General features: G+C 40.1%; 12 protein-coding genes. All 12 read right to left on the bottom strand.

What is annotated here, in order from left to right; translation table 11 throughout:
• Position 1: 1 nt before the first annotated feature.
• Positions 2–1,075: a UDP-glucose 4-epimerase GalE gene (galE, locus tag CVN76_RS02920; protein ID WP_100530204.1), complete on the bottom strand. Its 1,074-nt coding sequence runs from the start codon at positions 1,073–1,075 to the stop codon at positions 2–4.
• A gap of 30 nt (positions 1,076–1,105) precedes the next feature.
• Positions 1,106–2,305, bottom strand: coding sequence for a glycosyltransferase (locus tag CVN76_RS02915; RefSeq protein WP_100530254.1), 1,200 nt, complete (start codon positions 2,303–2,305; stop codon positions 1,106–1,108).
• A gap of 16 nt (positions 2,306–2,321) precedes the next feature.
• Complete coding sequence (locus CVN76_RS02910) at positions 2,322–3,449, bottom strand: glycosyltransferase family 1 protein (RefSeq protein WP_232732082.1); 1,128 nt, start codon at positions 3,447–3,449, stop codon at positions 2,322–2,324.
• 17 nt (positions 3,450–3,466) lie between these two features.
• Positions 3,467–4,549, bottom strand: coding sequence for an EpsG family protein (locus CVN76_RS02905; protein ID WP_100530202.1), 1,083 nt, complete (start codon positions 4,547–4,549; stop codon positions 3,467–3,469).
• Positions 4,550–4,573: 24 nt separating this feature from the next.
• Complete coding sequence (locus tag CVN76_RS02900) at positions 4,574–5,455, bottom strand: glycosyltransferase family 2 protein (protein ID WP_100530201.1); 882 nt, start codon at positions 5,453–5,455, stop codon at positions 4,574–4,576.
• A gap of 5 nt (positions 5,456–5,460) precedes the next feature.
• Entirely contained in the window at positions 5,461–6,564 is a 1,104-nt protein-coding gene (locus CVN76_RS02895) for a glycosyltransferase family 1 protein (RefSeq protein ID WP_100530200.1), read from the bottom strand.
• Entirely contained in the window at positions 6,549–7,706 is a 1,158-nt protein-coding gene (locus CVN76_RS02890; protein WP_198512459.1) for a glycosyltransferase family 4 protein, read from the bottom strand. Before CVN76_RS02890 ends, CVN76_RS02895 begins: the two co-directional genes overlap by 16 nt.
• Positions 7,707–7,790: 84 nt before the next feature.
• Positions 7,791–9,617 carry a polysaccharide biosynthesis protein gene (locus CVN76_RS02885; protein ID WP_100530198.1) on the bottom strand — a complete coding sequence of 609 codons (1,827 nt, stop codon included), beginning with the start codon at positions 9,615–9,617 and terminating at the stop codon, positions 7,791–7,793.
• Between the two features lie 300 nt (positions 9,618–9,917).
• On the bottom strand, positions 9,918–10,616 hold the full coding sequence (locus tag CVN76_RS02880; RefSeq protein ID WP_100530197.1) for a CpsD/CapB family tyrosine-protein kinase: 699 nt from the start codon (positions 10,614–10,616) through the stop codon (positions 9,918–9,920).
• A 10-nt stretch (positions 10,617–10,626) separates the two neighbouring features.
• Complete coding sequence (locus tag CVN76_RS02875) at positions 10,627–11,376, bottom strand: YveK family protein (RefSeq protein WP_100530196.1); 750 nt, start codon at positions 11,374–11,376, stop codon at positions 10,627–10,629.
• Positions 11,377–11,573: 197 nt separating this feature from the next.
• On the bottom strand, positions 11,574–13,355 hold the full coding sequence (locus tag CVN76_RS02870; protein WP_100530195.1) for an ABC transporter ATP-binding protein: 1,782 nt from the start codon (positions 13,353–13,355) through the stop codon (positions 11,574–11,576).
• A 9-nt stretch (positions 13,356–13,364) separates the two neighbouring features.
• On the bottom strand, positions 13,365–14,540 hold the full coding sequence (locus CVN76_RS02865; RefSeq protein WP_100530194.1) for a nucleotidyltransferase domain-containing protein: 1,176 nt from the start codon (positions 14,538–14,540) through the stop codon (positions 13,365–13,367).
• Positions 14,541–14,551 lie beyond the last annotated feature (11 nt).

Raw genomic sequence — 14,551 nt, 5'->3', positions numbered from 1 at the left:
TTTAATTATTTGGGAGTAAAAAAACCTCACTTTGTACCAAGCGAGGTTTTTCCGGCTCATCCTTCTTCATAAAGCCAAGTGGATTCCTGGATTGCCATCTCCAGGAATCCTGACACATTTCGATGATTCCTTTGGCGGCTTTCCAGTTTAACTCTTTTTCTGCCTTTGTCGGATCGGCATAGCAAATGGCTGCATCTCCAGAACGAGGTTGGGCAATTTTATAAGGTATCTGCACACCAGTCGCAGATTCAAAAGCTTCGACCACTTGCAACACACTATAGCCAATTCCTGTCCCAAGATTATATATATCGATACCCGAGGAAGTTAGCGTTCTATCGAGTGCGCGTAAATGTCCTTTTGCAAGATCGACTACATGAATATAGTCCCTGACGCCTGTTCCATCTATTGTTGCATAATCGTTGCCGAATATTTGAAGCTCTTTTAACTGCCCTACCGCGACTCGGGTGATGAAGGGCATTAAATTATTAGGCGTTCCACGCGGGTCTTCGCCAATCCAGCCGCTTTCATGTGCACCGATTGGATTGAAATACCTAAGGATGGTTATGCTCCATTCATTATCCGATACATATAAATCTTGAAGGATTTCTTCGACCATCAATTTTGTACTGCCATATGGATTCAAAGCCTTTAAAGGAAAGCCTTCCGATATGGGGACGGTATCAGGCAGGCCATATACGGTGGCCGAAGAACTGAAAACCATCCTCTTCACCTTGTACTTTTGCATTAGTTCACATATGACAAGTGTAGCGGTGATGTTGTTTTTATAATATTTGAGGGCGTCATGAACGGATTCCCCCACTGCTTTAAGGCCGGCAAAGTGGATGACTGCTTCAATGTGATTATCTAAAAATATCATTTCAAGCGAGTTTGAATCCAACAAATCCATAGGATAAATTTTTATCAATTTACCGGTTATATCAGTAACGCGTTTCAAGGATTCTGGATTGCTATTAGAAAAATTATCGACAACGATAATTTCATAGCCCTCGTTCAAGAGCTCTACACATGTATGGCTCCCGATGAAGCCAGCACCGCCTGTGATTAGAATTGCCATGTAATCGCTCCTTCGCCTTCAGATTCAAATTCAACTGCTGATCAAGCCATAGATTTTATTGATTTCCTTTTCATTGCCGTAATCCTTGGCCCGAACATTTGAAATTATCTTGTCCCTCAAAACGTCATCCATGATCATTTTTGCTATGCCTGCCTCGATTCCCTCTTGACCGCATTCCGTTATCCATGCATCGACGCCATGATCCGCTTGACTTTTTGCTGTAGGAAAATTGGTCAAAACTACTGGCTTTCCAAGCGCTTGTGCTTCGCGAATCGTAACTGCCTTGCCTTCATATCGCGAGGGCTGCACGTAGATATCACAAGCTGCCATATACGGATAGGGGTTGATTTTCTTTCCAACTAAAATAAAATGGTTTTCAAGTTCCAATTTTGCGATCAGGATTCGCAGCTCGCCTTCGAGCGGTCCATACCCCACCACGTACCATTGAATATCAAACCCCTTGTCTATCAATCTTTTACAAGCTCGTACGGCCTCATCCAGTCCTTTTGCATGCGTTAATCGGCCCACCGTTACCAATATGGTTTTTCCGGGGACTTGTCCCATTTCCCGAGGGATTTCCACGGTTGCCTGTTCTCTTACAAAGTCTGGGGAAAAAATATTTTCAATGACCATCGTTTTCTCTTGTAATTCTGGAAAAACATCTAGAAACGTTTGGGAGCATTCATCTGAAACCACTGCGATTTCATCAATTTTTCCCCACATTTTTTTCTCGATTTTCTTATTTATATATATATTTGAATAATCTGTGTGGATCCAGCCAATTTTTTTCTTGGCTTTGACCTTATCGGCAATAAAGTGATGTGGCCATAAAAATCCTATGGCCACATCATACTCCTTATTAAGTTTTGGCAGATGCGGGTTAGCCAGCTCCCAACCGTACTGAATGGCGAGATAACCTGGCTCTTCCACCTTCTTCACTTTTCCGTGGACAAGCCCTGAAAACTTAGCGATCAATCTCGATAAAGCGATAGGATAATATCCATCCTTCACGATTTGATGAATGGATTTTCTAAAGGTCGTATACGCTGGCACTTCCGGTAATAATGTCGGGCCTTCCGGGATATAGGAGAGAAATTCTCCTTCGTGTTTAAATAATAATAAATCGACTTCGTAGGTAGTATAATCGATTTGATTTAGCAAGCCTATCAGGCTTCTTTCTACTCCACCAATAGCCAAATCAAAGGAAGTGATCAAGATTTTCTTCTTCATGCTTACAACCTCTTTTTCAGGATACTTCATATAGCTTTAACCATTCCTTGACATTTCCGTAAATATCATAGCCTTTAGTCGCTATTTTGCTTTGAATGGCTTCATCGTCAGGGGCTTCAAGCAACAGCGAGGCATTCACTTCGTTACGCCAAACTTCAAGCGATTCGTTTAGGCTAATGAACCTGATTAACCCTAGATCCATATCGATACTTTTGGGTACAGTATCCGACAAAATGCATGGTGTTCCCGAACCTTGAGCTTCCAGGGCAGCAATTCCAAAACCTTCGAAGAGAGAAGGAAATAAAAAGACATCAAACCCTTTCATCAACCTGGGAATATCGGTTCTTACCCCGAGAAATCTGATATTTCCCATGATGCCTAGAGCAGTTGCTTCATGCTCGATTTCCTGTCTTAATGGACCATCTCCGACTAATAGTGCAAAGAAGCTGCGATCGTTCTTCACTAGTTCATGCATGAGACTCAAAATGAATCGGTGGTTTTTAGAATCTGAAAAGCGGCCGACATGCCCAATAATTTTGGCATTGTCATCCAATCCGAACTCTTTCAGGATGCTATCTCTACTATCGATCTTTGTTCCAGTAAACTCTCCTACATTAATCGCATTCTTTAATACCGTAACTTTGCCATTCTTTACTTTTTGTTTGCCAAACATGAACTTAGCCGCTTCATGACTGCAGCTGCAATATCTATTTGCGGACACTTTCATGAAGGTTTGGAGGGCTTTCAGTGTCATCCTTTCCTTGAACTGGTTTCCCTTTGTCCAATTATCACTGTGTGAATGACAAATCCTTATTTTAATTCCCGACATTTTCGCTGCCAATACTGGAAATCCTGCCTGATAATCGGTATGGGCATGAACGGCTTGGTAAGTCTTTGCGGTCATGATTCTCATTAATTCCTTTAGATATGATAATGGTCCAACCGTGCCTAAGCTGGGAATTTTCATTAAATTTCCGCCTAGGCCCAAAATTTCATCTTCAAAATCTTCTTTCTTATTGGAATGTGTAATGAAGTCGAATTGGATTTTGTTTCTGTCCAGCTTTCTGTAAATATTCATGATTATTGTTTCCGCACCGCCACGATCCATGGCACTTACGATATGTAAGATTCTAATTGGAGTCATTGTCTGCCTCCTTTCCATTAAAATAAGTTTTCCAAAACATCACTTTTATAGAGAATATTCAAGCTGATGACATTTTCATAAAAATAAAAAACAAAAAATAGCACAAGGATCAAATAATACATAAGTTTTTGATCTTTCTCATTAAATAGCTCAATAAGCCAGGAGATCAGGATAAGCTGATATAAGTTAAAGTAAATGGAAATTCTTGCAAATATCCACTGTTGCGTCGAGAGAATCATGAATATCAATCCCAATAAAGCCATGTTGACTATATAGTCACTTTTGGGTAAAATCTTTTGCAGCTTATCCTTGCCGAGGTAGGCAAGCAGTAAAGGCGCTGCACTGACGGCAACCCTTATTATATTCGCTCCCCCCTCATTGAATTTGGAATAATCCTCATACTGGGTATCTTGTAACGCCGAAAATAATAAAGTTGAAAATTGACCGAATCCGAGCACGACGACCACTGACAAGGATAGCCATGCAAGCGTTGACTTTGTCCATGCCTTTGTTCTGACGAGAAAATAAATAGGAATGAGAATAAGGGCACTCTGATGAAATGTTGAGGCTAGCAGAACGATCATTGTATATTTCATGAAATTCCCATTTAATAAGTACTTGGTTGCCGTAAAGAAAATCGCTGCAGCAAGAACTTGGCGTATGCCATTCATGGATATTAAGTGCAACCCACCTGTAATATATACAAACGTGCTTAGTTCAAAAAGCCGTGAATATTTATATAAAACGATCATGATTAATACATTTGTGACCAAGGCCGTTGAAAAAATCAGGATTTGGGGGTCATCTGAGAAATTTTTTAATAGCATTTGCAAAATACCGAATCCCATATCCTTTTGTGAGGTTATATAGTCCCAGGTGAAATCGTTGTCGATATAAATATTTTTGTAGTTGAACGTATCCCCTATATTGGTCCGGAGGCCGGACACGCAAACTAAACATAAAATCGCTAAAAACACCAACATCTTATTTGGCTTGTATGCATATATGCCAGTCGGTGTGATGAGTGAATATGTTGAAAAGTACCTGCCTAAAAATGAAAAAATAAATACGATGGCTAGATTGATCCAAAGTATGGTCATCTACAATTAATTCCCTTCAATTAACTAAGTTCTAGCTTTGCTGATGATGAACACATATAATAGCAAACCTAATGGAAAGGCTAAGATTGTAAGTAGCTTCTTGGGCGTTTCAATGAACAATTTCTTATTTTTCAATAGTAGGTTGCTAGATACATAATGAATCGCTTGCCTATATTTAAAAACAATTCCTCCGAAGGGGAGCTTCATCAGCTCTTTACGATAAAATGAAAAGCCCCTTGGGTTTTTTAGGTATTGCTTATACATATTCAGGGAGGAACCATCAGCGAGATATTCAACATGACAAAGCACTTCGTTCATCAATAACATTTCATATTGCTTATCCAACATATAATATTTGTAAGCCAGCCCAACATACTTCTCATTTTTAAAAACGGGATAAGGATATAGCTTTGTCAATTCTGTCCGATAAACCAGCTTCTTGTCTCCAGTAACACCATGTTTGTTATAAAGATCAAACAAAGTGGCACTATGTATTCCTTCAGGTAATCTTGATCCGATGATTTGATGATCGATCGTTGCATCGAGAGCAGCGATGCCGCTTACGTTGTTACTTCCATGCTTTCTCCAGAAGGACAGGATGTTTTCCACGGCACCCTCTGCCATATAGTCATCCGAATCTATGCAGACATTCAATTCAGTCTCGATAAGCTTATAGGCCGTATTATGTGCACCATGCATCCCTTGATTTTCTTGATGGAAATACGTAATATCAATTTTCTTTTCTCGAATCCAAGCACTTACGATTTCTTTCGTATCATCCGTTGATCCATCATCAATGATCAACCAATTGAAGTCTTTATTATCTTGACTGACTAAACTTCGATAACATGTCTCAAGGCAATAAGCCCTATTATACGTTGGCGTAAACACAGTTAAAGTTTTCATGAACATCACCCTGACATTGATAGATAGAATTCTTTTAGTTCATTAGCCGTTTCTCGAATCGAATAGCCTTGTTTGGCTAAAGAATCTTGACGTACAGTTCTAACAGGCTGTAAAGAAGCTACTTTTTTTAATTGTGACGTCCATGATGAACAATCATCAATCGAAAGAAATTGAAGCAGGTTCATTCCCAAATCCGATTCTTTCGATACTTGTTCCGAGACCATACAAGGCAGGCCTGCTGCTTGTGCTTCAATGAGGGAAACCGGCAATCCTTCATGCAAAGAAGGAAAGACAAAAACATCCAGGGCTTGCAGGACTCTATTTATGTCACTTCGCACCCCGAGGAATTTAACTTTATTTTCCAAGTTAAAAGTTCTAACTCTTGCTAATACTTCTGGTTTTAATGGTCCATCCCCGACTAATACCAGCATGGATTTTTCATTTTCTTTCACGAACTCTGCAAAGATGTCGATTAAAAATCGATGATTTTTCTGTTGAGCGAATCTTCCCACATGACCTAATACAAATGTATCGTTTTCGATATTCCATTCTTTTCTCACTATATTTCTTGTCTCAGCAGAGAAGGAAAACAATTTACATTCAATGCCGTTTTTTAAAATATCCGCTTGGTTGCCTTTAAATAACCATCGTGCTGCCTGTTTTGAACAAGCGACTAAATTTGTTGCATTATTCATGATTAAGTTCCCGGCATACCATTTATAAATCCGGGAAGCCAAGCCGCCTTCACTGCGTGTATTGTGACTATGCGAAATTCGTTTCGCGATTCCTGCTTTTTTAGCTGATTGAAGAACGATTCCACTCATTTTATCCATATGGGCATGGACGACTTTATAAGTATGGTTCTCGCTAAAGAATTGATCTAAATGTTTTTTATAAGCAAAGTGACCGACCTCGGTAATATAGGGGATTCTATGGATTTTACCGCCAAGCTTTCTAATTTCTGCATCGAATACGCCCTCTTTTGATGTAAGGAAATCAAACTGGATCTTGGAACGGTCCATATTGCGATATAAGTTCATGATTAAGGTCTCCGCCCCGCCTCTATTCATATTGACGACCACATGCAGGATTCTCAGTGGATTCCCCATACTCTTTCCTCCGTATCTTCCATATATGATTTGTACATATCACTTTTGGCTTCCATGATTTTTTTCATGCTGTATTTCCTCTCAATCATGATCTGGCTTGTTTCCCCTAGCACTTTTCTCATCTCCTTATTGCCAGCGACCTTCATGATTTTTTCGGAAAAAGACTTTTCATCATTTTTACTGATCAGCCATCCATTTTGACCATTGGATACGAGCTCCTTATGCCCTCTATTTTCATTGGCTATTATGGGCAGGCCGCACGCCATCGCTTCCATGATATTCACCGGAAGCCCTTCTCTCAAGCTTGATGCGACAGCAAGATCACTGATCTTCAAGAGTTGGTCTATATCTTTCCTGAATCCAAGAAAATCCACCTTATCTTCGATTCCTAATGAGTGTGCCAGCTTCTTGCATTCATCCAATAGGGGACCGTCTCCTGCCAATAATAGCCTTGGCTGAGCTATCTTCTTTTCAATCATCGAAAAAACCTTAAGCAACAATTGCTGGTTTTTGTTTTTGTTGAACTCTGCTGCATAAAATAGAAGGAAGTCCTCATCATGATAGCCTTTTTCTAACCTGATCATTGCTTTCTTTTCAGGGGATACGGGATGATAATGATTGGTGTCAACTCCGACACCCTGGATATGAGTGATCTTCTGTGCCTTGAAATTTCTTTGGATGGCAAGTTGAAAATCTTCATCATTGATCGTAACCAAACAATCCGTCAATCTGGCTAGAGATTTTTCAATTGGGTAATAAATGAGCCAGTTCAGCAACGGGGCGCCTTTGCAAAAATGAAAGCCGTGTGCTGTATAAATCATTTTGGTATCCCTTGCTCTTGACTTCCGGCCCGCAAGCCTGCCAAGGACTCCGCCCATCGGTGTATGACAATGGATGATTTGAAAATCGTTGTTTTCAATGATGGTTTTCAGCTCTTTATAAGCCCGCAGATTTTCCCGTTTGAATGGGGATCTTTGGATGGAAATGACATGCTTTTTATCGACGAATGGAAGATCCAAGTCCCCCTGGGCAGCGGTATGCACTTTATATCCTTGCTCTTTGAACCATTTAAAAAATGGCAAGTGAAACGCTTCAAAATGATAATCCTTCGTTGCACAAAATAGGACTTGCTTCTCCATGATTCACTATCCCTTCAGTATCCTATACATGTAGACACACTTGATGATTCGTACAGCCACATTCATAAAAATGATCGCGAAAAGTGTTTAGTTTGAAACTGAAACAAGAGAGGGAGCGCTAACACGTTCATTGGCCAGATCGACAAGCCTTTTCCGCAGTGTCTCTTTATCCAAATCTCCGTAGCAATTAATAATCTCCTCAATTTCCTTTGTATATAGCTTTCCTGTTTTACCTATGTAGATATTTGGATATATTTTTTGCTCATGAATCTCTTCTTTGTTCAAAAGCTCTTCAAAAAGCTTTTCGCCCGGTCTTGTGCCAGTGAATTTTATTGATATATCCTCTTCTGAATGTCCGGAGAGCTTAATTAAATTTTTAGCCAGATCTACAATCTTCACGGGATGGCCCATATCAAGGACGAAAATCTCGCCGCCCTTTGCTAGAGCGCCTGCCTGTATGACAAGTCTTGAAGCTTCAGGGATAGTCATGAAGTACCGAATCATGTCAGGGTGGGTGACCGTGACGGGACCTCCATTCTCAATTTGCTTGGTGAATAGCGGGATGACACTTCCGCGGCTTCCCAGTACGTTCCCAAACCGAACTGCCACAAACTTTGTTTTGCTGTTTCTATTCATATGTTGAATCGTCATTTCCGCCAATCTTTTAGTGGAGCCCATAACGCTAGTAGGATTGACAGCCTTATCGCTGGAAATCATCACAAATGTCTTAACGCCGCTCCAGCTTGCCGCATTGGCGGCATTCATCGTGCCTATCAAGTTATTTTTGACGGCCTCTTCAGGATTTCGTTCCATTAATGGTACATGCTTATGTGCTGCGGCATGGTAAACGACATCCGGCTGGTATTCAGCCATAACGGACAGCATTTTTTTTTGATCTTGAAGGTCGGCAATTTCCGTTAAAAATTCGATATTTTTGTCTTTATATATTTCTCTTAATTCCATTTCAATTGTGTAGATGCTATTTTCACCATGCCCGAGCAGGATTAGTTTTGATGGATTGAACTTGGATATTTGCCGGCAAATTTCCGATCCGATCGACCCTCCTGCCCCCGTGACCAAGATGACCTTTTCCGTTACATATTCTGAAATGACATCTATATCCAAATCGACAGGCTCTCTCCCAAGAAGATCCTCGACTTGAACGTCTCTAAACTTATTGACAGACAGCTTTCCTGTTAACAGGTCTTCCAGCATGGGGAGGATTTGCGTTTTTGCATTGGTTTTTGCACATTCTTGAAAAATCCGATTCATTTCCTGTTTATTCAAGGATGGAATGGCGATGATGATATGCTCGATCTGCAACGCTTCAACTTTTCGGGCAATTTTCCCCACTTCGCCGACGACGGGGATTCCTAGAATATCTAGATTAAGTTTTCTTGGGTTATCATCTATGAACGCTACAGGCAATAAATCGACATCGTTATTTTTTAAAAGCTGCCGGGCAACCATGGTTCCTGCCGATCCAGCTCCTATGATTAATGTCCTTTTTTTATGGTCATATTTAATCAAGTATTGATCTCTGTACATTCTCCAGCAAAACCGTGAACCGCCTATCAAAAGCATATGAAGCAGCCACGTTACCGCCAATAATCGATAATAAATATCTTGAAAAAGGATACCCTGTATGATGGCTGTAGTAAAAATGGAAGCCGTAACGGTTTTGAAGATTATGGCGAGTTCACCAATGCTCGCATACTCCCAAGCTTTTTTATATAAATGAAATGTAATGGCAAAAATATGATGGCTAAGGAGAATCGTAACAGAACTGATGACGATGGGCAGTGTAAAAACATAAATGCTCGCATCCACCAAGAATCGTCCCAGAAAAATGGCCGATAAGACGATACATGAATCGATTAAAATAAATAATGATAATCTTTGCTGATACGTCAATATTTTCCCCCCCTTTAAATATTCCAGCATATAAGTGCAAGTAAAACGGCTATCAATGATAAAGTGCTAATGAATGGAGTCCCATTAACAGACTGCATTCATTAGCACTTTATTTAATAGAAAATAGGGCATTTAACCCCCCCTCACCCCACACTCTTGACGACTGGCGTCTAAGGTCCTTCAACCCACAGCATGATCGAGTGCCTCCGTGGATAATGGCAAGGAGACATCGCCAAATATTATAGCATCCTAATTTTATCGTTCGAAATAAAGAACGCCTTTATAAAAAAATGGCAATCATCAGAGGATTTTCTTCAGTAAATTGGTAATTCGGGTTTCTGGATTTTCATTTAATATGACGCCGATAATTTTATCTTCCACAAATTGAAGGATCCTTTTCGTCGCTAATGCTTTTTTCAACTCTGTTTTTCCGCTATTGAATACGAGTATGATTCCGTGGCAATAATCCGCTAAAATCTTAGTATCGGTAACCTCCAGGATCGAAGGGGAGTCGATGAGCACGATGTCGTAGTTCTCTTCACACAGAACCAGAAATTCCTGCATCGCCGGCAAGCCGATTATTTCTCCTGGGTTGAAGGGGATGGGGCCACTTGGCAGGACATCCAAATCACCCATTCCCGTCCTGAATATTGTGTTTTCAAGTGTTGATAAACCAGATAGGATATTGGTCAATCCGGCTTTGTTTGATACCTTGAAGATCGAGTGCATTCCAGGATTTCTTAAATTGGCATCTATCAATAAAACCTTCTCTTTGTTTTGGGCCATTGAAACAGCCAGATTTGCTGCAGTGGTTGATTTACCCTCGGCAGTTGTTGGAGAGGTTATCATGATGATATTCCTTTTTTTCGATACGGAGGAAAACTTAATATTCGTACGTATCGTCCTGTACTGTTCGGAAATTAAGGAATCCGGGCTTGAATATGCAACAAGATTCCTCTTCTTTAGCCTGTCTTTATACTTTAGTTTTTGGAACGCCATCAAAACCACCTCACAATTCTACTCTCGTTTCTTTTGAATGATTACCCTGCTGCACTTCCTTAATTTTTTCAATATTTTTTTTGCTGACATTCGTATTTTTTTTATTCATTTTTGAGACATGGCCTATAACCGGAAAACCTATGATTTCCTCCACTTCTTGCTCATTACGGATGGTGTAATCCAATGAATTCATTAGGAATGTCAGTCCAATGCCCAAAAACAGTCCGATGATCCCACTCTTAATGATCGTCCCATTATTGTCTCCATTAATCGGAACCTCGTTTACCTTGGCTGGGGACAAATTCCGTATTTTTTTAAAGTCCACTATATCGGGAGCTTCATCTTTGAACACTCTTGCCGTTGTATTGGCTATCTCGGCCGCCATAAAAGGATCGGAAGAAGTGGCGCTTATGCTGACAACCTCTGAATCTTCTACACTGGTAACATTGATGGCACCAGCCAATGCTTCCGGCGACAAAGATAAGTCCATTTCATCGATGACTTTTTGCAAAACCGTAGGATCTTTTATTATGACTTGCAGGGTTTTCATTTTATCTTGGTTGGCTTCAATGATGATTCTGGTGGACGATTGGTAAAGGGGCGTCGTCGTTAATGTTTTTAAATAACCTGCTAACAGGAATACTAATGTGACGATGATGACGATCCAGAAACGTCTGCTTATGATTCCGATCAGTTCTTTTAAATTGATCTCTTTTGCAGGTTGTTGATATTCAAAGTTCCTTTTCGTGTAATTTGTCATTGAACCACCTTTTTCATCTAAACTTTTTCTTTATTAAGAACAAAAGATCCTAATCATAGATTTTACTTTGTAAAATCAGCTAATATTTTTCAGCAATGTTAAAGTTCCTGTGATTATATCCTTATTTTAGTTCTTTATAAAGAACGAGTCAACAGCTTATACTTTTATTTTACAATTATTTCTTAAACCAATCGCTTTTATATTATTTCCACTTCTCTTGTTAATAATTGTCTGAACAACCCTTTTTCCCGAGCTAATGCGCCATACTCACCCGTTTGTAAGATTTCTCCCTTTTCCAAGACGATGACCTGGTCCGCATTCCTGATGGTGCTTAAACGGTGGGCTATGACAATGATGGTCATGCGGCCATGCAGATTTTCGATTGCCCTTTGAATTTTTGATTCTGTATCATTATCGAGGGCGCTAGTCGCTTCGTCCAAAACTAATATGGAAGGCTTACGTAAAATGGCTCTAGCTAAAACAATTCGCTGCCGTTCGCCGCCAGATAACCTAATCCCTCTGTCCCCAATGACCGTCTCCAGTTTTTGAGGCAAATCCAGCACAAAATCCACCGCATCCGAAAACGCCAAAGCCTCCCATATTTGTTGATCACTCGCTTGCGGATCGACCAACAGCATATTTTCCCTGATACTTCCATTGAATAAAAATGGATCTTGGGAAACGTAGCTGATCGATCGCCTTAAGCCGGTTAAATCCTGACTGGAAAGCAGGTTGCCATCCAAGAGAATCTTGCCTCTATCAGCCTTCATGAGGCCCATCAATATATCGATTAACGTGCTTTTACCTGCGCCTGATGGACCGACAATAGCTGTCATCTTTTTTGCCGGTATCGCCAGATTGATATTTCGCAATGTAAAGTCCGCTTCTGTTTTGTTATAGCGAAAGGAAAGACCTTGGACCTCCAGTTTTTGTTCCATAACCAAGGGCATCCCACTCTTTAGCATGAATGCTTCTTCATGGACTTTTGCTTCATCCTCCATTTTCAGAATGGATTTGAAAGCCGGAATCGTTGATGATATATTTTCCAAATTCCCTTGGATAGCTGTGAATCGAGGCCATAATCTTGAAAAAATAAGCAGGATGAGCAATAATTGCTGCTGTTGAGCAGCAAATAGGGTAATCGATAAAAAAACGAATGAAGCGATTAATAAGGCAGAGGACACCTTATATGATAATTGGGATGTCGTGTTCAGCCTGATATATTCCACTTGTTCTTCATTCATTTCTTTAGTTAAGGAGCGGATCCAATTTACATGTGATGTCTCTAAATGATAGCTTTTTATATCCTTGATTCCATTAATCTGGTCTGTAACACTTGCTAGATAACTAAGGGCCAACTGAGAGGTTTTGCTTCCTAATGATCTCGCTTTTCGAATGAACTTCCTTGAGAACATGGCAAGCATCAGGCCTGCACCCAATACGAATAATGTGATTCCTGGCGCCAAGTAAAATGCCACCCCAATTTGAATGAGTGTGAAGATCGCGGAAGCTAATAATTGTAAGATCATATTGATTCCTGCACTCACTCTAGCTAAATCGTTGGTCATTACATTTATGACATCCGATTTTCTTGTTTTTATAAAGAACTCCCAGTTTGCATGTAATAGTGACTGATACAATTCCACCCTTAGATGACTGCTATATTCCTGCTGGATCCTCACGTCGCGGATTGTCAGGTTTCGTTGTAAAACGTTCTGGAAAATCACTAACACGATATAAAAACCTAAAATAATGGTCAGGCTCATCCATTTAGGTATCTCGACTATCCATGAAAACATCGCTGGGAGATTGCTTGAGAGATTTATATCGATAATTCCACTAACGCCTATCATCGGTACCAATAAGAGGATGCCTACACTGTCCAATAAACTTACAATAACCATTCCAAGCATATTGATGAAAAGAATTTTCCCCGTGAAATGGTATAATCGCTTGAAAAAGAACCACAGATGTTTCATCTAATCCTCCTATGACATTTCATGAATTCTCGTTTTTCTCCAAAACCATAAAAAAGGCCTCAATGGAAAATATAAAAAATGCAGCCTCTGAGGCAACGGCAAGGTTTTGGCATCCTCGAAATATGGATGCAGAAAGCTGAGGATGAATAACACTTTATTCTTAAATGACATAAGCGAAAACAGATGCTTTTTATGATAGCGTGCAACATTCTTAGGAAGCGGTTCATCGTGAAGATTAATGAATCGCTGTACATAAAATAGTGCCTGTTGCGCCAATCGGTTTGAGCGGGCATTTTCCGTAAGGTGTTTTGCCGCATCGTGAACCGGTGTATGTAATAAATGGGAAGTTAGGACCAAGGTTTGGCCTGCTACATGCATGAATTGATATTTTTGCAAAAGGGCCTGTATCCTGTCCCAATCCATGCTTCTTTTACAAAGGCGGTGGATATCCACCAACCAACGCAGGCGTGACCACCCATGGCGTGCCCCATGAGAGATAAGGAATAAAAAAAGATCCTCATTCCCCAAACCATATATAGGATATGATGTGGTTAGGGAGCTGACCTGTTTTCTTTGCCACAATTCATTGAATGATGGCTCCTTGGCTGGACCGGGATTCAAACGCCAATGAATCTCGAGTTTAACTTGTTTCTCAGGATGATAATATACTAAATGGTGATGGCGCCATTTCCAATCATTCAATACAGTTTCAATATAATCATCTTTAGCATATCCCATACTGACTAAAAGGGACTCGACCTTATCAAGATCATCAATATTAACCAAAATATCGATATCACTTGAAGTCCTTTGTGATATATCTCCATATAAATCAGCTGCAAGAATTGGTCCTTTCAAAAAAATGGTGGAAATATCTTTTTCAAAAACTCCACGGGAAACTTTTTCGATTTCACCAGTGAGCTTTAACATTTTAAAGGTGTTTTTTTGATAATCGCAGAACAAGGATTGCATTATGGGAGCAGGAACATATTGTGCGGATTTTAGTTTCGTATAAATAAGTGGGTATACCCGATGATGCCTGGCAAGTTTCAGGAACAAATTCCAATCAAGATTTAATTCGCCATCTTGCAGAGCCTGTTTGTTTCCTTCACTGTTCAGACATTTCAATAAAAACTTCAACTCTTTGGACATGGTTGAAGTTACGATCGCCGTTTTGCCATTCATTTAATTCCCTC

This window comes from Bacillus sp. mrc49, assembly GCF_002803435.1.
The sequence above is the reverse complement of the archived record's forward strand: the minus strand, read 5'-3'. Positions and strand labels throughout refer to the sequence as shown.